Below are 21,547 nucleotides of genomic sequence, written 5' to 3'. Positions count from 1 at the left end.
CTTTTTATACATTATTTTCCAGGAGCTTTACTTCCGCCAGCAGTTCTGTGGGGGCAATGTCCAGGATGCGTGCTACTTCACAAAGACGGTCTATGGTCATAGGTATTTTGCCGGTTTCCAGCTTGCTGTAAGCATTCTGGGATATGTCCAGGTGGGCGGCCATGTATTCCTGGGAATACTCTTTTTTCCTGCGCAGATGCCGGATCATGATTACGACCTGTTGGGTGCATCTCAGTTTTCTACCTTCCATATCAACGCATAATTGTATTAATAGGGTATTCGTTGTATCATAAGATACTAACGGGTAAATGCGCTGTCCGGATTGCAGGGCGCGCTATTTTTTCCGGTATTTTCCCCGGGAAGCGTCCCTGGCGGCCATTTTCTGCAAAACACAGCAAAGCGCCCCGGCTCCATGCGCTGGGGGACCGGGACGCTTTATACCCTTTGTCTGCTAAGCTGTGCGTAGCACAAAGTTCAGTGACTATACAAGGATGTCAACTAAGGTCTTCAGGAAAGAGCCTGTGACAGTTGCTACGTCTTTTGCAACGTCTACAACTTCAGCCAGGCCCGTTGACAGCCTGCTCGTCAGGTTAGTCAGGAGGCCACCGCCCTCTACTTCCAGCAATTGTTCGGAAGAAAGGGGAGTAAAACCTTCCGTGGAGAGATGTTTCATGGTTAAAATTTTTCCGATTACAACAAATAATGCCTACTCTGTCAAAGCTTTTCGGCGGCCGCTTGCAACAATGCAGTCCGTTACCGGAGAAAGAAAATGCTGCGGGGCCTACACCAGGAAGTCTATCAGGTTCTTGAGGGTGCCGCCCACACCGCTTACCACGTTAGGCAGGCCTTGTACCAGGTTGGCTACAGCGGTCAGCGCACTGGTCAGTATGCCGCCACCTTGTACTTCCGTTAATTCTTCATGTGAAAGCTCAGTCAGATTTTCCATCGGGATGGTTCTCATAGTTCAATTTTTTAATAGGTTAATGTTAGCGCCTACTCTGTTCAAAAAGCTTTTCGGCATCCGCTTGTGGTTTGAAAGTTGCAAAAAATAACGCTGCCAAACAAAACCCAACAGTTTTAAATTATAGCTGTTGGGTTTAACTGTAAAATCTACTGAAACAAGCTACAGCAAAGCATTACAGGAGCCGGCAACCAACAAATATTGCGGCACCTGTTACATAACATATTGCAGCGATGTATATTTAACTTCCACGCAATATTATAAGCACTTATAATTTTTCTATTTTCCCTGGGATTTTTCTAAAATTGCAGGCGAAGACAAATATTCACTATTTCAAAGCTCAATTATTGTACTGCATGGCGCTGACCATCTATTATGCCACCTATCCTATGCCATTACCCACCGCCACATTCCAGGCGCTGCTGGCACCCTTACCTGTTTACATGCAAAAAAAGATCGGACAGTTCAGAAGATGGGAAGACGCCCATGCCGGCCTGCTGGGCAAGCACCTACTCCTGGCCGCGCTGAAGGCCTGCGGCCATCCCGGCGCCCTGGACCAGTTGCGCTACAGCGGGTTCGGGCGGCCTTTCCTGGAAGGCGGTATTGATTTCAACATTTCACACGCCGGCCGTATGGTGGCTTGCATTGTAAGCCCGCAGGCACGGGTGGGCATCGATGTGGAAGCCATCCGGCCTATCCCCTTTGAGGATTTCAAAGGGCAGTTTTCGGAAAAAGAATGGGACAGCATCAACAGCGCTGCAGACCCACTGAAAGCCTTCTATGCCTGCTGGACCTGCAAGGAAGCCGTGCTGAAAGCGGACGGCAGCGGCCTGCATACACCCCTTACCTCGCTGGAAGTGGCAAAGAAGAACACGGTGACCCTGAACGGCCGCCACTGGCATGTACAGGAAATAAATGCCTTCCGGGACTACGCCTGTCATGTAGCAACAGACCGGAAGGGCCTGGAAGTGAAAGTGGAGGAGGTTAAATTTTGAATTAATAATTATTCCGTCAGGCTTAACAAGTATTGCACGCTTTGCGGTACCTGGGTTTCCACATTGCTGCTTTCGTCCTCAATATAATAATGCTGGATAGCTGATCTCCTGGCTGCTTTCAGGATGGCCGGAATATCGATCTGGCCGGTGCCCAGCGTTACATCATTTTCGGGATCGGTGCTGCCGGAAAGGTTGCCTTTTACGCCTTTCTTCAGGTCCTTCACATGCATCAGCCGGAAGCGGTCCCCATATTTTTTAAGCAGGGCCACCGGGTCCTGGCCGGGGAAATGCACCCACAGGATGTCCATTTCCAGGCTTACATAACGTGGATTGGTGTGCTGCACAATATAGTCGAACAAGGTGCCTTTCCCATAGGGCTGGAACTCAAAGCCGTGGTTATGGTATACCAGGGTAAGGCCATAGGTGTCTTTCAGTATTTTGCCGACGCGGTTAAACTCCTGTACTGCGTGCCGGGCTTCTTCGAGGGTGAGGCCGCTCTTGCTGTGCGGGAAGCCGGCTATGCGCACAAATTTAGCGCCCAGTATCCTGGCATTTTTGGCCACCTCGTCCGTTTGGGTTGTAAGCGCTTCATAGCTCACGCCAAAGGAAGAGCAGCGGATACCTCTTTCGTCTATCATTCTACGGATATCCTGTGCCGTTTGCCCGAAAAGGTTGGAAAACTCAATATCGGTAAAGCCGTTCTGCTTCACCATATCCAGGGTGCCGGGCATATCTTTTTCAAAATATTTCCGGTAAGTATAAGACACTACGCCGGGGTGCTGCTTCAGCAGCGGCCGGCCCGCCTGGGCAACCGCGGGCATGTCGCTATTTAATAAGACCAAAGCAAAACAGCAGCAAAGCACGAGTTTCCTTACGAACATAAGTGGAGGTTTATCTGTTATACGTGCTAATATAACAGATAAACGGGAAAGATCATACAGCAATAATAGTTAATATGCTGCGGTGAAACGCCGGCGGATGTGCTTTGGCTGCTCCAGCTCGTCTACGGTCGCCACTGCCAGGTCCTCTACGGAAAGCACGCTGCGGCCGTTCTCGTCAAATACGGGATTATCGAGTGCGGTGCGGTAGGTGCCTTTGCGAACGCCCGCTGTACCCTGGTGCATTTCAATAGCGGGGCTGATGAAGGTCCAGTCCAGCTCCTGCTCCTGTTTCAGCACATCCAGGTAATCGCGGGCGCCGGAAGCACCTTCCCTGTACTCCGCCGGGAACTGGGGGGTATCAATGAGTTGTACGCCGGGCGCTACTTCCAGGCTGCCGGCCCCTCCTATTACGATCAGTCTTTTTACGCCGGCCTTTTTTACGCCCTGCTGAATAGACCGGGAGCCTGCCAGGAAATCGTTATAGATGTTTGGATTGGTCCAGCCGGGGTTGAAGGCGCTGATCACGGCATCCAGGCCTTTTACCAATGCGGTTACTTCCGCTTCATTATACACATCCCCTTTTTCGACAACGAGGTTGGGATGCTGTACGGCAATCTTGTCAGGATTCCTTACAATAGCGGTTGCCTGGTGACCGCGGTCCAGTAATTCCCGGAGCATGTGTGACCCGACAAAGCCGGATGCGCCGATCAGTGCTACTTTCATGATGATGGTTTTAGAATATTTAAACTGTAATTTAATTTATTACAGTACAAATATAGGTTATTTCCGGAAAACGCAATTATTTTTTGACATGAGGTCACTATACAGCAAAAAGTATTGTTTAGCCTCCGGGGAGATGGCTTGCGCGTTGTAATTATAATTTCTGTAAATTGGGGCAGCAATACAATTTACCAGCGCCCCGGCTTTCAGTATAAGATGATGATAATAAGGCTATAAGACGAAGCAACCTGCAACTGTCACTACCAGGGTTAGCACCGGTAAATACCGAACTGTACCTGTTACAGCAAAACTTGAAATAATCATTACCCAAGAACAAACGCCTACAAACTAACTGTTTATGAAGATGCTTGAGACCTGGCATGCGATACGTGATACCGGTATAACAGATACGGTTGATGAAGAAATGACGCATAGGATCAGACTGGTTAACTCACTTAGCTTCACGCTTAGCTGCCTGGTAGTGGTAGTCGGCAGCATTTATTATGCATTATCGGGCAAATTGTCAATTTTTATTCCGGCCAGTATTGAATGCCTGCTGGCGGGTTCCGCGTTATTCCTGAATTATCATAAGAAATATGAAGCGGCAGCGCTGGTAACTTATTTTGTGCAATGCGCAGCTTCCGTTTACTTTGGCTTGCTGTTAGGCAATGTAATTGAGTTACAGGCTATGATCATTTTCCTGTTCCTGATCACTTTCCTGCTTTTTAAGAATGACGATATAAGAATGCTTTGTCTTACTACCGCAATTATTATTCTTTTGATCATTGAAGCCAATTATTACTACAATTTTGTCAAACAGATACCCTTAAGCCATAATCTAACCGTCATATTTAAAGCATTATCCGTAGGGGGCGTACTATTGCTGATCATTATAGTAGGCAGACCCTATGTACGCAGTAAGGATGCATTGTATAAAGCCAATCACTTCAAAAGGATATTCATTTACCAGATCACCCATGAATTGAGAACCCAATTGAATGCTGTTTACTACACCGCACAATTAATGAAACGGGAAACCAAATTGGATACGGATCTAAAAAAAATGGAGCCCTATATAGACCTATTATTTACAACAGTTGACAACACACGAAACATCATCAACAATGTATTGGATATGTCCAAAATAGAGGCCGGCAAAATGGAAGACATCCAGGAAGAAGCCTTGGAGATCAAACCATTTTTTGAAAGGTTAATGTCCGTACATACCGTAACAGCCAAAGCCCGGAATATACAGCTCAAATTGCTGGTTGATGAACGGCTACCGCTCGTCGTTGTTTGTGACAGCTTTAAATTGGGCCAGGTAGCAGCAAACCTGCTAAGCAATGCAGTAAAATATGCAGACAGGAACAGCACCATTTCTTTGAGCATAAATAAATGCGATGAGCATACCTGGAATATACAGGTGACCAATAAGGGACTGGGGATAGCCAAAGAAAAACTGACGGTGATATTTGACCAGTTTGTGACCAATAAACAAAACCGGTACACGGAAGGTACCGGCCTGGGTCTATACATCGTAAAAAACATGGTGAGAGCGCTAGGGGGGGATATCAGTGCAGAAAGCCAGCCAGGAAACGATACTACCTTTACAGTAAAGATGAAACTACAAGCCGGCAAAATAGAGGACGTACAGGAGGAAGAAAATAAAGAAGATATTGACCTTAGCAATGTACGCATACTGTTAGCCGATGATAATGAAATGAATAACATGCTCTTCTCCAAATACCTGAGTATGTGCGGTTGTGAGATCACCACAGCTTCCAATGGAAGGGAAGCGCTTGATAAGCTGGGAAAAGGGAAACATTTGCCCGATGTGATATTGCTGGACCACCAGATGCCGGAAATGGATGGCGCCGCCACACTCGCTCACCTGAAGAAAACTCTTCACCTGCGTCATATACCGGTCATTATCTGCACCGGCAGTTTTGAGTCCCAGGAAAAGCTAGTAGCAGCGGGCGCCAGCGCCATTATTGTAAAACCCGTTGATCAAAAATCCCTGCTCAAAGTGATCAGTCAGCATTTACCCCGGATCAGTGCAATCAGCAACGGTTTACCCCAGGACCAACTATCCGGCAACCAGCATGCTGTCTAACCTCGTCTCCCGGAATATAGAATATTCGGATTTGTACCGTTTGGTATATACCTGCCATATCCAGGAGGCTTGTACGCAACGCTCCAATCCCCTAAAGTGTGCCTCCATTACCGCCGCCTTTTCGGGATATACGGCGGTATACTGCTGCACCTCGCCTTTGATATAATCCAGTAATCCGACAAATTCTATCAACTGGCTGCGGACTATAGCAGCAGCATTTCGTATAGCCCCCTCGAGTGATAAGCGGGGCTTGTTATGCAGGATGATCATCACCAGGTTGGAGTCTGCCTGGTTATCAATCACTTCCTTTTCAAAAGAGAACAGGTCGTTCATCAGCCCGCCTATAGCGGCAGTAGTATAGTGCAGTCGTTGCAATTGCTTGTCAATACCTGTTTCCTTCAGCCACTCCCAGTCCAGGAACAATCCTTCACTGTACTCCACCAGGGAGATGACATGATGCATGCCGGACAGGTGGCAACGGCTGTCAATATATTCGTCGATACTGGCTATACGGCCCGCTGCGTTTATATTGCAGTCCTTGTGCGCGACATAAATATGATAGGAATACAAGCGCAAAAATTCGAGGAACCAACTGAAGGGCGATGTGTCCCTCATAAAAGCCAGTACTTTTACATTGGCCAGCTCCACGGGCGTGGCATCTGCTTCCTCGATGAAAAGGTCTGCTGCCATATTGAACATCCGCTCCTTTACACGGCTAGCGGCTTCCTGTTCTGCAGGTGCGAGACGGGGAAAAATATCACGCCCCATCGTATCATTCAGAAAATAGTCAATGGCCAGGTTCCGAACAATCGCCTTCATCCTGTCCACCCCCGCATTCGGAAACAGGTAAATGGCGCAACTGATATAATGCTCCGCATTCGGCAGCCAGATGCCGAAACGTTCACCAAAGGCCCGGGCGTCTGCCAGCAGTTGATGGATCTGTGGGTGCGGGCTGAATACCTTGCAATATTCATCCAGCCGGAAACCTTCAAAGTTGAATAGCTCCTGGAGGGAAAAAACAGGCGCTGCCCCGGTAAGGGTGCTGTACGCTTGCTGCACCTTTTCTAAAATGGCTGAGGTTTGGTGTTGCAGTTCTTTGGACATGACTTATTGGTTTTATGGTTATCGAATAAATAGTTAATCATTTGTTAACCTTCCAATAAGTTACACATTTTAGCTCCCGGTGTTAATTGACAGGCAGCCATAAACGACAGGCCTCCCCCGATTGGGGGAGGCCTGGTCCATATCATTGGAAAATGCCTTTACCGGGCGGATTGCCGGTTGCGGGAGCGGTGGTTGCCGTTACGTCCATGATGACCGTTACCGGCAGCACGCTGGCGCTGGTGATGGCCGCCGCCGTTGCCGCCGGGGCGGTTCTTCGCGGACTGTTGCGGCTGCTGCACGGGAACAGTAGCGCCATTATCATGGTAAGGATGTGATTCCACTACCGGTATCTGGCGCGCTATCAGCTTATGGATATCGCGGAGGTAGGCCCTTTCTTCTCCATCACAGAAGGAGAAGGCAATGCCGTTAGCGCCGGCCCGGCCGGTACGGCCTATACGGTGCACATACGTTTCGGGCACATTAGGCAGCTCAAAATTGATCACATGCGTCAGGTCGTCAATATCGATCCCCCGGGCGGCGATGTCCGTTGCTACCAGCACCCTGGTTTGACGGGATTTGAAATTGTTCAAAGCACGCTGACGGGCATTCTGGGATTTATTGCCGTGTATGGCCTCTGCTGTAATGCCGGCTTTGTTCAGATCTTTGGCCACCCGGTCCGCCCCATGCTTGGTACGTGTGAATACCAGCACCGTGCGGATAGATTTGTCTTCCAGCAGGTGCAGCAGCAGGCGGCGCTTGTCCGGTTTGCTCACAAAGTACATGGACTGCGTAATGGTTTCGGCGGTGGATGATACCGGCGTTACTTCCACTTTGGCGGGATTGTTCAGGATAGCGTTTGCGAGCTGTTGTATCTCGGGCGGCATGGTGGCAGAAAAGAAAAGGGATTGCCGCTTTGCAGGCAGCTTGGTGATAATGCGTTTTACATCATGCACAAACCCCATATCCAGCATACGGTCCGCTTCATCCAGCACAAAGAACTGCAGGTGCTGCAGGGATATATACCGTTGGTTGATCAGGTCCAGCAGGCGGCCGGGTGTGGCCACCAGTATGTCTACGCCTTTTCTCAACGCTTCCACCTGCGCATGCTGCGATACTCCGCCAAAAATAACCAGGTGCCTCAGCGGCAGGTATTTCCCGTAAGCGGCAAAGCTCTCTCCTATCTGGATAGCCAGTTCACGCGTAGGCGTTAGTACCAGTGCCCGGATGTTACGCTGCCCCCTGGGCGGAATACCCTGGCCTTGCTGGTGCAGGAGCTGTAACAGGGGAATGGCAAATGCGGCAGTTTTACCGGTGCCTGTCTGGGCGCATCCCAGCAGGTCCTGCTGCTGCAGGATAATGGGAATGGACTGTTGCTGGATGGGCGTAGGATTCGTATATCCTTCATTGCTTAAAGCCTCCAGTACAGGAGCAATAAGCTGTAATTGTTCAAATGACAATACGTTCAATTTTAAATGATCTAATAAAATTAAGTGCGGTAAGGCTATCAAAACAGGGCTGATACTTTACCTGCCTTACTCAAAGCCTGCACTATTTTTTGAAGATTGGCGCTACAAAAGCAGGTGAGGAAGTGAATAAAAGTAACCAAAGGTAATGAATATTTCTCTTATGGGCATGTCTTTTGTGCAGGCACTGTTTATAATACCGTTCTTATGAAGGTACAACTGATCATATGGGCACTGCTGCTCTCCCTGGAAAGCCAGGCGCAAAGCGGCGGCAGCGCCACGGATACGCTGCCTGCGCCGTTCGCTACCAAATCCGTAAAGCACTTCAGCAAGGTCATCGGCTGGAAAGCAGGACAAGTGCCATCGGCTCCCGAGGGGTTTATTGTTACTTTATATGCCGACGGACTGGAGAATCCGCGCTGGACCTACGTTACGCCCAATGGCGACGTACTGGTGGCGGAGTCCAACACGATCAAGAACACACTGATGCAGGTAGGGGCTGTAGTGCTGGGCGCCGCCAAGGCGGAAAACATGCAAAAAAGCGCGAACCGCATCAGCATCCTGCGCGATACCAGCGGGGACGGGCATCCTGATATCAGGGAAGTATTCCTGCAAGACCTGAATCAGCCCTTTGGCATGCTCATCATCAACAAGCAATTGTATGTAGCCAACACCGACGGGCTGCTCCGCTTTCCCTACCAGCCCGGCCTGATGAAAATGGAGGCCGCCGGCGAAAAGATACTGGACCTGCCGGCCGAAGCGCCCAATCAGCATTGGACCAGGAACATCATCACCAATGCCGACAGCTCTAAAATATACATCGCAGTAGGCTCTGCGGACAATATGGGCAATAAAGGAAAAGACGTAAACCCGCGCAGGGCCTGTATCCTGGAGATCAACCCGGACGGCAGCGGGGAGCGGGTATACGCTTCCGGCCTGCGCAATCCCGTAGGCATGGACTGGGCGCCCGGCACCCAAACGCTATGGGTTACCGTTAACGAACGCGACGGGCTGGGCGACAACCTGGTGCCGGATTACCTGACCGGCGTACAGGAAGGTGGCTTCTACGGCTGGCCCTACTCCTACTTCGGGCAGCATGAAGACCCGCGTATTGAAGCGCCCCGGCCCGACCTGGTGGCCAAAGCCATTGTGCCGGATGTGCCGCTGAAGTCGCATTCGGCCTCACTGGGACTGGCCTTTTACACCCATACCGCTTTCCCCTCCAAATACCGGGGCGGCGCATTTATAGCCCAGCACGGCTCCTGGAACCGCTCGGAACTGGCAGGCTATAAAGTGGTATTTGTGCCCTTCAAGAACGGGAAGCCCGCCGGGCCGCCGGAGGATTTCCTGACGGGATTCCGGCCCGCACAACAAGGCGGTAATGAAGTATACGGGCGCCCGGTAGGGGTCACAGTATTGCCGGACGGCAGCATGCTGGTGACGGATGATGTGAATAACCGGATATGGCGGGTGGTGGCGGTGAAGTGAAGTAATATTATTCACCTGCCGGCTCCAGCAGGTCCCACAAATTGCCGTACAGGTCCCGGAATACGGCTACTGTTCCGTATGTTTCCTTTACCGGCTCCCGCACAAAGGTGATCCCCTTTGCCCGCATGTTTTGATAATCCCTTTCAAAGTTATCGGTGTACAGGAACAGGAAAACCCGTCCGCCGGTCTGGTTCCCTACCCGGCTTTGTTGTTCCCCACCGGCGGCTTTTGCCAGCAGCAGGCAGCATTCCTGCGCTCCCGGCGGGGCTACCAGCACCCAGCGTTTGGCATCGCTCAGCGCAGTATCTTCTACCAGGGTAAAATTGAGCTGCTGCGTATAAAAAGCAATGGCATCATCGTAATCATCCACAACCAGGGCTACGTGGGCAATATGTTGTCGCATGAACGGCAGTATTGTTTGCCTTCCAAGTTAAACATTCAGGCCGAATTCATACACCGTAATGGTCCGGTACTCCTCGCCCGGCTCCAGGATGGCGCCCGGGAAATGGGCATGGTTGGGGCTGTCCGGGAACGCCTGCGTTTCCAGCGCAATGGCGCCATGTTGTACATAAGGCCTGCCCTGCTGCCCGGTAATGCTGCCATCCCAGAAGTTGGCGGTATATACCTGCATGCCATGCTGGTCCGTAAATACCCGCAGCCGCCGGCCGGTATCCATGTCTGTCAGCGTAGCTGCGGGTACCATTGCTCCCGGTTGATGCCGCCGGAGCACGTAATTATGATCCAGGCCACAGTCCTGCGGGAACAGGTGCAGGCGGTCGCCCAGCCTGGCAGGAACTGTAAAATCCGCCGGCGTGCCCTTTAACGGCAGTATACGGCCGGTGGGCAGGTTCCTTTCATTCTTCTCCGTATAGTGCTGCGCGTTAATATGCAGCAGGTGGTCCTGCACTACCGCCTGCTCAAAACCGGAGAGGTTAAAGTAGCTGTGGTTAGTGATGCTGACGGGCGTTCTTTTATCGGTTACTGCCCGGTACTCCATCACTAACTGGTGCCGGTGGTTCAGCAGGTAGCGCACCTTTACCTCCAGGTTGCCGGGATAGCCTTCCTCCCCATCCTCGCTAAAGCAGGTAAATTCAACGCCCGTATGCGCTTCTTCCCGTACCAGGGAAACAAGCGTCCACACCTTTGTATGAAAACCGGCAAAGCCGCCGTGCAAATGGTTGTGATCGTTGTTTACTGTCAATTGTACCGCCTGCCCGTCCAGCATAAAACGGCCGGCGGCAATGCGGTTGGCATAGCGGCCCACCACGCTGCCCAGGTACCAGGGATTATGTGCATAGTCCAGCGGCCGGGCCAGGCCCGCTACAATGTTCTTTACCCGGCCATGGCGGTCCGGTGTGTAAATGGCCATCACCGCGCATCCCAGGTTGGTGATGTGCACGGATATGGTTTCGTTCTGCAGCGTCACGAGGTGCAGCGGCGCCCCGTGCAGGTGCCCACAGGGCCGGCTGGCTACAGATAATGCTTGCCGGGTGTTCAAGATGGTTATTTTAAAGACAGGTCATTGGCCGGAATAAGCTTTACCAGCAAGGCATCCTTCACCGGTACGGTCAGTGAAATGGATGATTGCCCGGGTGCAACTGTTCCCAATGAGCGGCCGGTTAACAGTTCCGTTATCGCATACCGCCCGTCCTCCAGGCCAATATCCTTAACGGGTATGGTTTCCGTGAATGTTGTTGTTGCGGCAAAATTGAACAGCGCCAGCATAGTGGTGTCTCCCTCCAGGTAAAAGGACAACTGCTGGTCCGGCGTGTCGCCATCTGCCATGCGCAGCGGCGTAAAGGCGCGCGGCTGGCTGAAGAAAGCGCATAGTTCCGGGTTGTTCAAAAATCGTTTGGCCCTATCCGTAGCCAGATTCTCCCGGAAGTCGGAGCCGTCGCCCAGTATACTGCCCATCGCCATCATGGCGTAGAGCCTCACTTTCACTTCCTGCTCCGTAAGCTCCGGGTTTTCCTGGAAATGCTGCATTACGGCCACGTCCAGGTTGGTATACGGCCACAGGGTGCCCTGCATCCACCACATAAAGGAGCCGGTAGCCAGTGATGCTTCCGTGCTGCCCCAGGCGGGAAAGCCGGGTTGATCGTCCCGCAGGTGAGAGTACACATCCGTGGATATAAACCGCGTATGTGCATACTGGTGCGGGAACATAGGCGATATGGCCTGGGTAATGAACACATCCGGCCCCAGGATGGAGTCCACCAGGTGCTTCAGCATTTTCATGCCCTGGTCATATGCCTGCATGCCGGTGCGCACGCGCTTGTCATAGCGCACCACGGACTCCAGGGAGCCGGCTGTCAGGAAATCTATTTTCAGGAAGGTAGCCTGAATGGCCTTCGCTTTTTTCAATTGGCTGATAATATGCGCCCGCACTGCCGGGTGCGTAGGGTCGATGGCGTAAGCACCCCAATCGCCGTCCTTGTAAGCAATGGGTTGCCGGTGCTTATCCTTCAACACCACCTCGCCAAGCGAGATATTGGTATCGCCCAGCTTTGTCTGCTCCACCGTATTCTTCCAGGTCCACACGGCAAAAGGAATGAAGTAGAAGCCCAGTTGCTGCCCGCGCTTCCTGCCGTAGCGGCCCAGGGAAGCCAGCAGGTCAGTGGTATAGATGCTTTGGTCATAGGAGTCGATGCTCAGCACCGGCGCTGCGTATTGATTGAAATGATCCAGGGAATGCAGGAAGTCGGATATCTTCGCCACGCCGGGTGGCATCATTTTTTTCGTGTAGCCCAGCACACCTTCCACGCCAAAACTGTTCCAGTAAAAAGGCGCATAACCTTTCCAGTGCAGGCGGCCGTTCCGGGTCGCATTGGCATGGCCGTAAGCTGTAAAGTCCTGCCGCATATCGTGGCTGCCCGCCAGGTATATCACCGGCGACCGTACCGATATTCCGCTGACGGCGCCATGCGGGGCATGATCATGCGTGCCGTCCAGTCCTCCATAGGCCGCAGGTAGCGCCTTATTATCTTCCGTGGCGGCGCCGCCGTACACCAGGAAAGAGTCCAGCATTCCCCTGGCAGCGCCGGTACGGTAGGCAATACCGGTTTTCCAGCAATCGTGCGTGATACTGCCGGTCACCAGCCCGGCCAGCTTGTTGCGGTCATACAGGGCAGCCAGCTCGTAACTGATACCGCTAACGGTATGAGCCGGCGTGTCCGGCCATGGCCGGGCCAGCGCCTTTACCCAGTTGTCGTTATCAAACGGCACGTCCAGTATGCGGGGCTCGCTGCCCGGCACGGTCACCCTGCCCTGCTGCGCCGGCAACACGGCCAGGGGCGACAGGTTGCTGGTTTCCGGCAAAGCGCCGGAAGCGTTTGCCCGGACGGCTTCCACGCTGACCAGCAAAAAGGGCTGGTTTTCGTACAGGGTAATATGCTGGATCAACCGGAGCGGCGCCCGCTCCCCTTCATGCGTTACCTGTACATGCGTACCGGCGCCGAAAGAATCGCGCACCGGACTGGCGGTAACCCGGTGCCTGCTGAAAGCGGCGCTTACCTGGTAGCCGGCATGCACATCCTCCACATAAGCTACGGTATTGCGCAGTTGCACGCCACTCTCAAAATAATAGCTCACCTTACCGGAACTGCGGCTGATCGTCACTTGCGCCTGTTGGCCGGCAAACTGCAGGGTATCGTTATGCTCCTGTGCATGCAGCGGGATGGCAAATAAAGCGCAGCCCACCAATATTTGCGTATATACGATACCGTTGCATTTCCTTTTACATTTTACATTTCTCATTTTATATTTTACATTCTAAGCCCTAATACCCCGGGTTCTGATCCGAAGGCTGCAGGGCCGTATTGTTCTCAAACTCTTTTGCCGGTATCGGGTATAGCAGGTGCTTTTCCTGGATGTTCTCTGCAGCGTCCGGGTTGTGGGCCTTCACTTCGGTCAGCAGGGTGCCGGTACGCTTCAGGTCAAACCAGCGCCAGCCTTCGAAGCCCAGCTCCCGCATGCGTTCCGTCATCAGTTCCCTGCGCAACTGGTCCTGTGCGGGCATGCCATGCACCGTTTCATAATTTTCCAGCCCGGCACGCCGGCGTATTTTGTTCAGTTGCTGTAAAGCGCCGCTTACATCACCGGTTTCATTCTGCGCTTCCGCACACATCAGGATCACGTCCGCCAGGCGCAGGTAGTACAGGTTGCGGGACGAGAGAGAGCCGCTGACGGAAACTCCTTTTGTAATATCGAACTTCTTCATGTGCGGCTTGCCTACATCGGACCACCAGGAGTAGTCCACCGGGTTGCCGTCCTTGTCATAAAAGAGCGTGCGGAAGGATGCTTCCTTGCGCAGATCTCCATCCTCAAAGCTTTCATAATAATAATCCGTGGGAATGATCACGTGCCCGCCGGCGCCGGGCAGATCAGGAGAGTTGATCTGCCAGCAGCCCAGGTTGGCCGCCAGGTTGCTGGTATTATCCTGCTCATTGGAGAACTGTATCTCGAACAGCGACTCAATATTATTTTCATTCGCCTCTACATACAGGTCGGCATAGCCGGGCATCAACGCCACGTTGGAAGCGCTGAGCAGCGGCTGCAGGGTGGTCATTGCGTTATCGTAATCCTTACGGGTCAGGTACACCTTGCCCAGCAAAGCGCGGGCAGCCTCTTTAGTGGCGCGGCCCGGGTCCTGCCCCTCCTCTCCTTTGCCCCCCAGGTTATCCATAGCGTATTGCAGGTCCGCTATGATCAACTGGTATACTTCATCCGGGCTGCTCCGGGGATAGCCGCCCTTTGCATCCGCTTCCGGGTTATCGGCCTCCGTGGGCAAAGGCACGCCGCCGTAGAGCTGCACCAGGTAGAAATAGAACAGGGCCCGCAGGAACCTGGCTTCGCCAATGGCGCGGGCTTTCACCGCATCATCTACCGGCGCCAGCCCGATGTATTTGATGGCTACATTGGCATTGTTAATGCCCTTGTAGGAAACCGCCCAGAAATTCTGTATCACATCATTCTGCCCGGTCATCAGGGGTGAATAACTATTCACCGCCGAAAAGTTTTGCCAGTAGGTGCCCCAGGTAGGCACAAACAAAGTGGTCTTACCTTCATCCGTTCCCACCATGCCGACAATGACATAGTCGGAGCGCTTTAACACCAGCAATTGCCGGTAAATGCCCACGATACCGGACCTTACGCCGGCTTCGTCCTTGTACAGCTCCTCCGGCGATACGAAAACCTCCGGTTTTATATCCAACTGTTTGGCGCAGCCGGAGAATAGCAGCAGGGCTATCATTGAGCAGATCACGGTGAACCTGCCCGGGTTGGAATGTTTATATAGTGACAATAACATGATCGCAGTTTTTTAGGTTATAAGCCCAGGTTTACCCCGAATAAAAAGGTGCGGTAGCGCGGGTAAATATCCCCCGAACCGGGACCGTTGATCTCCGGGTCGATGCCACGGAAACCGGTGAACAGGAAAGGCTCCATTACCTGTACGTATGCACGCAGTGAACGAATTTTGATACGGCTCAGCAGGTCCGGCGAAAAATCATAGGCCAGCGAAATATCGCGGATGCGGATAAAATCGCCTTTCTCCACCGCATAGCTGGATGAACCGGAGGGCAACATGCGCAGGGCGCTGCCAAAGGCGTTGGGCCGCGGAATATCCGTATCGGTATTGGTAGGCGACCAGTAATTCAGTCCCTCTTTCAGTATTACATTACGGCCTGCACCCACGTACAGGTAGTCGGTGTAGGCCTTGTTATAAATATCGTGCCCGTACATGTAGCTGGCAAATATGGTCATGGATATGCGCTTGTAACGGAAATAGTTCCAGACGCCGCCCCAGGCATTGGGCGTAGTGCGGCCCACAATAGCGCGGTCATACTGGTTGATCACGCCATCGTTGTTAATGTCCTTCACGCGGATATCACCCGGGCGGCCCGTCGGGTTCAGCTTGAAGTCGTCTCCTTCCTGGTAGATACCATCAAACACATAATCCACGATCAGGCTGTTGGGCGCTTCGCCTACTTTGAGATAGGGGCTGAGTGAGTCGCGGCCCGGCAGCAGGGAGGTGACTTTTGAGCGGTACCGGGACCAGTTCAGGTTCACCTGCCAGTCAAAATTGTTGGTCTTTACCGGCCAGAGCTTCAGGCCAATGTCCATACCGCGGGTATTCATGGCCGCTACGTTAATGGTCTTGGCGTCAAAGCCCTGTGAGGGCGCCAGGGTCTGGTCCAGCAGCAGGTTGCGGATGTCCTTGTTATAGAAATCGAAGGTGGCCTGTATCCTGGAATTAAACAGGGCCAGGTCAAAGCCGGCATTGAACTGGTGCTGGCTCTCCCATTTCAGCGCCGCATTGCCTTCACTGCCGCCCAGTTGGTAACCGGTAGCCTGCGTATTGCCGTTAAAGGGATAGCTGGCGGCATTCATACGGGCGTAGATTTTGTCGTAATTAATATCCTGGTTCCCGATCACGCCGTAGCTGATCCTGATCTTGGCGTCATTCACATGGGATTTCAGCTTAAAGCCGATGAAAGGCTCGTCTATCAAACGCCAGGCAGCGCTTACGGACGGGAAAAAGCCATAACGGTTCTCTGCGCCAAAGCGGGAAGAGCCATCATAGCGCGCCGTGACATTGAAGATGTACCGCTGCCTGAATTTGTAGATCACGCGGCCCAGGTAAGAATTGACCGCCCAGTTGTAGTAATCGCTCAGAATATAATCGCGCCGGTTGGCCAGGCTCATGTTCTTGTACGAGAGCTCGTCAGTAGGAAAGCCGGAAGCCTGCTCAAAGTTCCACTCCTGCCTTCTTTTCTGGAAAGTGAAGCCGCCCAGCACATTGAAGGAATGCTGTTCGGAGGGATTATAATCGTAGGTGAGGGTATTCTCCCATACCCAGTCGCGGTAGCCGAAGTTCTGCACTTTGGCCACGCCTCTCTGCAGGTAGCCGTCGCTGGTGGTGCGCGGGTAGTACTCAAAGGTCTGGTTCTTGTAGATGTCCGCGCCCAGGCTGGAACGGAAGCGCAGCGCAGACAGCACCTGGTATTCCAGGAACAGGTTGGCAATGAGGCGGTCGTCCACTTTATGATTGATGGCGTCGGTGGCCTGCACCACCGGGTTGTTGACCGTAATATTGCCCGTGTTGGGGTCCACCTCCACCACCGGGTTGCCCGCCGAATCGTAAATAGGGCGCAGGGGGCTCATGGACACGGCATTGTAGTACACATTGTTGCTCACAAAGTGGTTGTCAATATGTGAATAGTTGCTGTTCAGCCCCATGGTGAGCTTGTCCGTTACGGACGATTCCATGTTGCCCTTGATGGAATAGCGTTTCATATTGGAGCCGACAATGATCCCGTCCTGGTCCAGGTAGTTGCCGCTCAGGTAGATCTTGTTGCGGCCGATACCGTTGGATATGCTGAGGGTATGGCTTTGCATGGGCGCAGCCCGGGTCACGGCGTCGGGCCAGTTGTAGGACCGGCCTTCCGCCAGGCTTTTCAGCTCGGTAGGGCTGAACACCTGCTTATCCGTTTCCGGGTCATTGAGTGGCCAGGCCACGGGATCCTCATCGCTGAGCGCAATGCGGCGGATATTGGCATAATCCTGTGCGCCGACAAAATCGTAGCTCCGGTAGATCTGCTGTACGCCGTAATAGCCGTTATAGTCAATGCCGGACCGGCCTGCCTTTGCTTTTTTGGTAGTGATGATGATCACGCCCTGTGCAGCCCTGGCGCCGTAGATGGCGGCGGCCGAAGCATCTTTCAGCACATCAATGGATTCAATATCATAAGGGTTCAGCTCCCGGATATCGCCGGTCAGTATCACCCCATCCACCACGTAGGTAGGACCTGCGCCATCCGGGTTGATGGTATTGATGCCCCTGATCCTGATATTGGTGCCCGCGCCGGGCTGGTAGCCGCCGCTGGTGATCTGCACGCCGGGCACCCTGGCCTGCAGAGCGCTGTTGATGGTGGTAACAGGCAGCTCGCTCAGCTCCTTGCCGGAAATGCTGGCGACGGCGCTGGTGAGGTCCTTTTTCTGCTGCGAGCCGTAGCCGATCACCACAACTTCATTGAGCCCGGAAATATCCTGCTCCAGTGATACGGTAATGCCGGTATCAGCCGGTGATACGCTGACCATCCCGGTTTTGTAGCCCACATAGCTGAAAGCAAGCGTGGTATGGCCATTGAGCTGGATGGAAAAATGACCGTCGGCATCCGTCTTCGCAGATGCTTTTTTGTTGGCCATATTGGTGATGGTAACAAAAGGCAGCCGCTTTTGGGTGGTGGCGTCCAGCACCCTCCCCTGCAGTGTTCTGGTTTGTGCGGCCGCCTGCAGGCAAATGCCTGTGGACAGCCACAGCAATAAATACAAGCGTGTAAAGTGTTTTTTCATAACATGTGTTTTTAGCCTGTGAGCAAGCATGACAGGTATAGAATTGTTCCCCCGTGGAAAATGAACTGGTTCAAAATTCGCAGTTGGCGCCAAGAATAGGAATAGCGGTTTTTTCTATAATGATGGATTTTTATTCGGTTTCGGAAAACCGGATAAAATATATCTTTAGGAATGAACATGAAAGAGAAAGCAGCGAAAAGACGGGAAGGGTTTGAGGGGCAGCGCCTGATCGTGCTGCCGAAAAAGATCAGCAATGACTTCCTGACCCAGGACCCGGTCACCCGGCAGGTGTACATCACGGATATTGGCTACTACCCTAAAGCCAGGGGACATTATATGAAGCGCACGGCGGGTATCGGGCAGCATATTATCATTTATTGCGTGGAAGGCAGCGGCTGGATAGAGATCAACCGGAAGCGGGTGGAGATACAGCCCTCCCAGTTCATCACCATCCCGATGAACACGCCCCATACCTACTCCGCCAACGAAGACGATCCATGGACTATCTACTGGATACATTTCAAGGGGGAACTGGCCGCCTACATCGTGGAGCTGATATTACAGCATGCCAAAGACTATAAACCGTACCTGCCGTATAATGAAAACCGCATAAAGCTGTTCGAGGATATTTACTTCCACCTGGAAAGAGGATATACGGCAGACAACCTGCGGTATGTAAACATGATCTTCTATCACTTCCTGTCCTCCCTGCTGTACGAGGACAAGTTCAACTACGTGCAGCAAAGCGACAACCGCGATGTGATCGCTACTACGCTGGACCTGATGCAGGAAAAGGTACACACCCGTATTACGCTGAATGAATTTGCCGCCTTTGCCAACCTGTCCGTTTCCTATTTCTCCACCATCTTCCGGGAAAGGACCGGGTATGCCCCGGTGGAGTACTTCAACCACCTGAAGATACAGCAGGCCTGCCAGTACCTGCTGCTGCCGGATATGACCATTAAAGCCATTGCGCAAAAGCTGGGCATGGACGATCCGTATTATTTTTCGAGGATGTTCTCGAAGCTGATGGGGATATCACCGAAGGAGTATAGAAGGAGGAACAGGGCTTCCTACACCACTTAATGGGTCGAATACAAAAAAATGTAAATTTGACTCAAACGAGACGGATCATGAATACCATTAAAATTGATAATAAATCATATGTTGTTGTTCCTAAAAAGGAATATGAAAACTTACTGACTAAAGCGGCCCAAAAAACAACTCCTGCAAAAAAAATGTCTCTCAACCAAGGCAAAAAGCTTGCATATAAATTAATAGATAAATGGGCCAAAGAAAAGTAACTATTCTTGAGCCTGCTGTAGAAGCTGTTTCAAAGATTGCTTTTTATATTGAAAGTGAAGGATTACCGGAAACTGCCAAAAAGTTTGTTGATCAAGCCTTTGAATTTTTCGGGAAATTAGCAGATGAACAGGTAGTTCATCGTTCTTGTAAATATTTGCCGTGGCAACGGTTAAATTTCAGATGTGCGAATTTCCGTAAAAATATATAGTAGCCTATTTAAGCAATACAACTGAAATAGTAATATGTGAGTTCGCCTTACAAAAACTACTAACCTAATATCCTTTCATTAACAGGCCCCCTTCCTCAAAACCGCTCCTCTATCAACTCCCTGTTCAAAGACGCACCGGCAAAAGTACCGGTTGATACCGCCGTGGCAACCGCTCTTGCGGGCTGGCAACTATCGCCGCAGGCATACACGCCGGGCACGGTTGTTTTCTGGAACATATCCACCTTGATCAGCCCCTGTTCGTTCAGCTCGCAGCCCAGGGCGGCAGGAATGTCGCAATGCTGCAGCATAACGGGCCTGGCATACATCGCTTTCAGCGCAATGTTCCTGTTATCCTTTAATGCCACGTGCTGCAGGTAGCCCTGCTGATGCTCCAGGTGATCAATCTCCGTTTCAATAATGCCGATCTGGTGCCCGAAGAGCTGGTCCCGCTGCTCTTCTGTGAGGGTGGACGGGCCGTTGGTGAAAAGGGTCAGCTCCCTGGTCCAGTTGCTGATCAGCCTGGCGAACTCGAAGCCGATATCGCCGTTAGCCAATATCCCTGTTTTTTCATGCCGTACTTCGTAACCGTGACAATAGGGGCAATGGATAACAGAAATTCCCCAGCACCCGGCAAACCCTTTAATATCGGGCATCACATCCCTCACGCCGGTGGCAAAGACCAGTTTCTTCGCTGTAAACAGGTCGCCTGCCTGCGTACCTATCTCAAAGCCCTTTTCCTTCTTTACCCCGCTGGTGGCCAGGCCATCCAGGAATTGCACCGTGCTGTACTTTGCCACCTGCTCCCTGGCCAACGTGGAAATAGCCTGCGGCGTTTGCCCGTCCTGGGTCAGGAAATTATGTGAATGCGGCGTCTGCCGGTTACAGGGCTTGCCGCTGTCAATGATCAGTACATTCCGTAAGGCCCGGCCCAGCGACATGCCGGCTGAAAGTCCTGCATAGCTGCCGCCTATGATGATTACGTCAAAGTGGTTGCTGTTTGTCATTGGTTCTTGTTTTTATAAGTTCCCTCCTGCCATAAGTTTTCCTGGCACCTGGTCACGCAAAGATAGGATTATTTCAATAAATGCAACATTGTTGCAAATTATTTTCCCTATACGATCTCCCAAAGATAATAATGTTCATAACCTGTAGCTCAATCTGCAAATGACATCATTGGTATTTCAGTACGCTCCGGTATCCCAGCTCTGCACCGCCGCTTACCTGCAGTATACAACCGGTAATGAAGCGCGCCTTTTCCGACAGCAGGAAAACGCCGGCATCGGCAATTACATCGCCTTCCGGGCAGTAGCCCAGCGGGTGTATGTGCTGCAGGTAAGCTTCCATGGCGGCGGCGTGCTCCTGCTCGCTGTTCCATTGCCGGAGCATGGGCGTCCATACGGCCGCAGGCGCTACGGCATTCACCCGGATATGAAAAGGCGCATAATCCAGCGCCATGGACTTGGTAAGGCTGTTCACCGCGCCCTTGGTAGCTGTATACGCGGCATGGTTCTCCTGCCCTATCTCCCCTACCAGGCTACTGGTGTTCAGGATACAGCCACGGGAGGCCTGCAGCGCGGCCAGCCCGTACCGGGTAGTGAGGTATATGCCTTTGAGGTTTACATCAAACAGGCGCTGCCATTCATCCTCCGTGGTCAGGTGCAAGGGTTTGGAAGGCGTGGCAATACCTGCATTGTTGTGAATGGCGTCTATCCGGCCGTAGCGGTCCAACGCCTGTTGTATAGCTGCTTCCACATCCGCCGGGGTTGATACGTCGCATAGTATGCCTTCATGCGCCGGCCCCAGTTGCCGTGCCGTGGCGTCCAGCGATGCGGCATCATTGGCCACCACTATTACCCTGGCGCCGGCTTCTGCGTACTTGCGCGCACATTCGAAGCCGATGCCCATAGACCCGCCTGTCAGAAAAATAACCTTATCCGATAACAACATAAAAAAG

Annotated in this window: 20 protein-coding genes; 6 read left to right on the top strand and 14 right to left on the bottom strand. The window is 52.3% G+C overall.

The window, feature by feature from the left end:
• Positions 1-4: 4 nt before the first annotated feature.
• The 3 genes from LX66_RS15510 to LX66_RS15500 form a co-directional block, all read right to left on the bottom strand.
• The gene (locus LX66_RS15510) at positions 5-208 is read right to left on the bottom strand and encodes a helix-turn-helix domain-containing protein (RefSeq protein ID WP_158642651.1); all 204 of its coding nucleotides are present in this window, start codon (positions 206-208) and stop codon (positions 5-7) included.
• 273 nt (positions 209-481) lie between these two features.
• On the bottom strand, positions 482-673 hold the full coding sequence (locus LX66_RS15505) for a hypothetical protein (protein WP_145715069.1): 192 nt from the start codon (positions 671-673) through the stop codon (positions 482-484).
• Between the two features lie 108 nt (positions 674-781).
• Positions 782-961, bottom strand: coding sequence for a Blp family class II bacteriocin (locus tag LX66_RS15500; protein ID WP_145715067.1), 180 nt, complete (start codon positions 959-961; stop codon positions 782-784).
• Positions 962-1,317: 356 nt separating this feature from the next.
• Here LX66_RS15500 and LX66_RS15495 point away from each other — a divergent pair, with 356 nt between their 5' ends.
• Positions 1,318-1,956 carry a 4'-phosphopantetheinyl transferase family protein gene (locus LX66_RS15495; protein ID WP_145715065.1) on the top strand — a complete coding sequence of 213 codons (639 nt, stop codon included), beginning with the start codon at positions 1,318-1,320 and terminating at the stop codon, positions 1,954-1,956.
• A gap of 8 nt (positions 1,957-1,964) precedes the next feature.
• Here the strand turns inward: LX66_RS15495 and LX66_RS15490 are convergent, their stop codons facing one another.
• Together LX66_RS15490 and LX66_RS15485 are read right to left on the bottom strand one after the other, a co-directional pair.
• On the bottom strand, positions 1,965-2,777 hold the full coding sequence (locus tag LX66_RS15490; protein WP_145715064.1) for a sugar phosphate isomerase/epimerase family protein: 813 nt from the start codon (positions 2,775-2,777) through the stop codon (positions 1,965-1,967).
• Positions 2,778-2,906: 129 nt separating this feature from the next.
• Positions 2,907-3,560, bottom strand: a complete 654-nt coding sequence (locus tag LX66_RS15485) for an NAD(P)-dependent oxidoreductase (protein WP_145715062.1) — start codon at positions 3,558-3,560, stop codon at positions 2,907-2,909.
• A gap of 355 nt (positions 3,561-3,915) precedes the next feature.
• Between LX66_RS15485 and LX66_RS15480 the strand changes: the two genes are divergently transcribed.
• Positions 3,916-5,670, top strand: a complete 1,755-nt coding sequence (locus tag LX66_RS15480; protein ID WP_145715060.1) for a hybrid sensor histidine kinase/response regulator — start codon at positions 3,916-3,918, stop codon at positions 5,668-5,670.
• Here LX66_RS15480 and LX66_RS15475 read toward each other — a convergent pair.
• Both LX66_RS15475 and LX66_RS15470 read right to left on the bottom strand, forming a co-directional pair.
• Positions 5,644-6,774, bottom strand: a complete 1,131-nt coding sequence (locus LX66_RS15475) for a terpene synthase family protein (RefSeq protein WP_145715058.1) — start codon at positions 6,772-6,774, stop codon at positions 5,644-5,646. The genes LX66_RS15480 and LX66_RS15475 overlap by 27 nt on opposite strands.
• Before the next feature lie 158 nt (positions 6,775-6,932).
• Positions 6,933-8,231, bottom strand: a complete 1,299-nt coding sequence (locus LX66_RS15470) for a DEAD/DEAH box helicase (protein WP_145715056.1) — start codon at positions 8,229-8,231, stop codon at positions 6,933-6,935.
• A 213-nt stretch (positions 8,232-8,444) separates the two neighbouring features.
• Between LX66_RS15470 and LX66_RS15465 the strand changes: the two genes are divergently transcribed.
• A complete protein-coding gene (locus LX66_RS15465) occupies positions 8,445-9,725 on the top strand; it encodes a PQQ-dependent sugar dehydrogenase (protein WP_145715054.1) in 1,281 nt (426 codons plus the stop codon).
• A 7-nt stretch (positions 9,726-9,732) separates the two neighbouring features.
• On the opposite strand, the gene LX66_RS15460 is transcribed toward LX66_RS15465, so the two are convergent.
• Genes LX66_RS15460 through LX66_RS15440 form a run of 5 tightly spaced genes read right to left on the bottom strand, consistent with a single transcriptional unit; the run spans position 9,733 to position 18,080 of the window.
• Entirely contained in the window at positions 9,733-10,128 is a 396-nt protein-coding gene (locus LX66_RS15460) for a VOC family protein (RefSeq protein ID WP_145715052.1), read from the bottom strand.
• A gap of 27 nt (positions 10,129-10,155) precedes the next feature.
• Positions 10,156-11,223 (bottom strand): aldose epimerase family protein, encoded by a 1,068-nt coding sequence (locus LX66_RS15455; RefSeq protein ID WP_244620414.1) that lies wholly within the window; start codon positions 11,221-11,223, stop codon positions 10,156-10,158.
• 5 nt (positions 11,224-11,228) lie between these two features.
• On the bottom strand, positions 11,229-13,481 hold the full coding sequence (locus LX66_RS15450) for an alpha-amylase family protein (protein ID WP_145715048.1): 2,253 nt from the start codon (positions 13,479-13,481) through the stop codon (positions 11,229-11,231).
• Positions 13,482-13,503: 22 nt separating this feature from the next.
• A complete protein-coding gene (locus tag LX66_RS15445; RefSeq protein ID WP_145715046.1) occupies positions 13,504-15,033 on the bottom strand; it encodes a RagB/SusD family nutrient uptake outer membrane protein in 1,530 nt (509 codons plus the stop codon).
• A gap of 17 nt (positions 15,034-15,050) precedes the next feature.
• Positions 15,051-18,080 carry a SusC/RagA family TonB-linked outer membrane protein gene (locus tag LX66_RS15440; RefSeq protein WP_158642650.1) on the bottom strand — a complete coding sequence of 1,010 codons (3,030 nt, stop codon included), beginning with the start codon at positions 18,078-18,080 and terminating at the stop codon, positions 15,051-15,053.
• 171 nt (positions 18,081-18,251) lie between these two features.
• On the opposite strand from LX66_RS15440, the gene LX66_RS15435 reads away from it, so the two are divergent.
• Genes LX66_RS15435 through LX66_RS15430 form a run of 3 tightly spaced genes read left to right on the top strand, consistent with a single transcriptional unit; the run spans position 18,252 to position 19,593 of the window.
• Entirely contained in the window at positions 18,252-19,166 is a 915-nt protein-coding gene (locus LX66_RS15435; protein ID WP_244620413.1) for an AraC family transcriptional regulator, read from the top strand.
• A 47-nt stretch (positions 19,167-19,213) separates the two neighbouring features.
• Entirely contained in the window at positions 19,214-19,384 is a 171-nt protein-coding gene (locus LX66_RS28165) for a hypothetical protein (protein WP_158642649.1), read from the top strand.
• Positions 19,366-19,593: a hypothetical protein gene (locus LX66_RS15430; RefSeq protein WP_145715042.1), complete on the top strand. Its 228-nt coding sequence runs from the start codon at positions 19,366-19,368 to the stop codon at positions 19,591-19,593. The genes LX66_RS28165 and LX66_RS15430 overlap by 19 nt, the downstream gene beginning before the upstream one ends.
• 95 nt (positions 19,594-19,688) lie before the next feature.
• On the opposite strand, the gene LX66_RS15425 is transcribed toward LX66_RS15430, so the two are convergent.
• Positions 19,689-20,597: an NAD(P)/FAD-dependent oxidoreductase gene (locus LX66_RS15425; protein WP_145715040.1), complete on the bottom strand. Its 909-nt coding sequence runs from the start codon at positions 20,595-20,597 to the stop codon at positions 19,689-19,691.
• Between the two features lie 166 nt (positions 20,598-20,763).
• Positions 20,764-21,540, bottom strand: a complete 777-nt coding sequence (locus LX66_RS15420; protein WP_145715038.1) for an SDR family NAD(P)-dependent oxidoreductase — start codon at positions 21,538-21,540, stop codon at positions 20,764-20,766.
• Between the last annotated feature and the right edge of the window lie 7 nt (positions 21,541-21,547).

The organism is Chitinophaga japonensis, assembly GCF_007830125.1.
Taxonomy (GTDB): domain Bacteria; phylum Bacteroidota; class Bacteroidia; order Chitinophagales; family Chitinophagaceae; genus Chitinophaga; species Chitinophaga japonensis.
The sequence above is the reverse complement of the archived record's forward strand: the minus strand, read 5'-3'. Positions and strand labels throughout refer to the sequence as shown.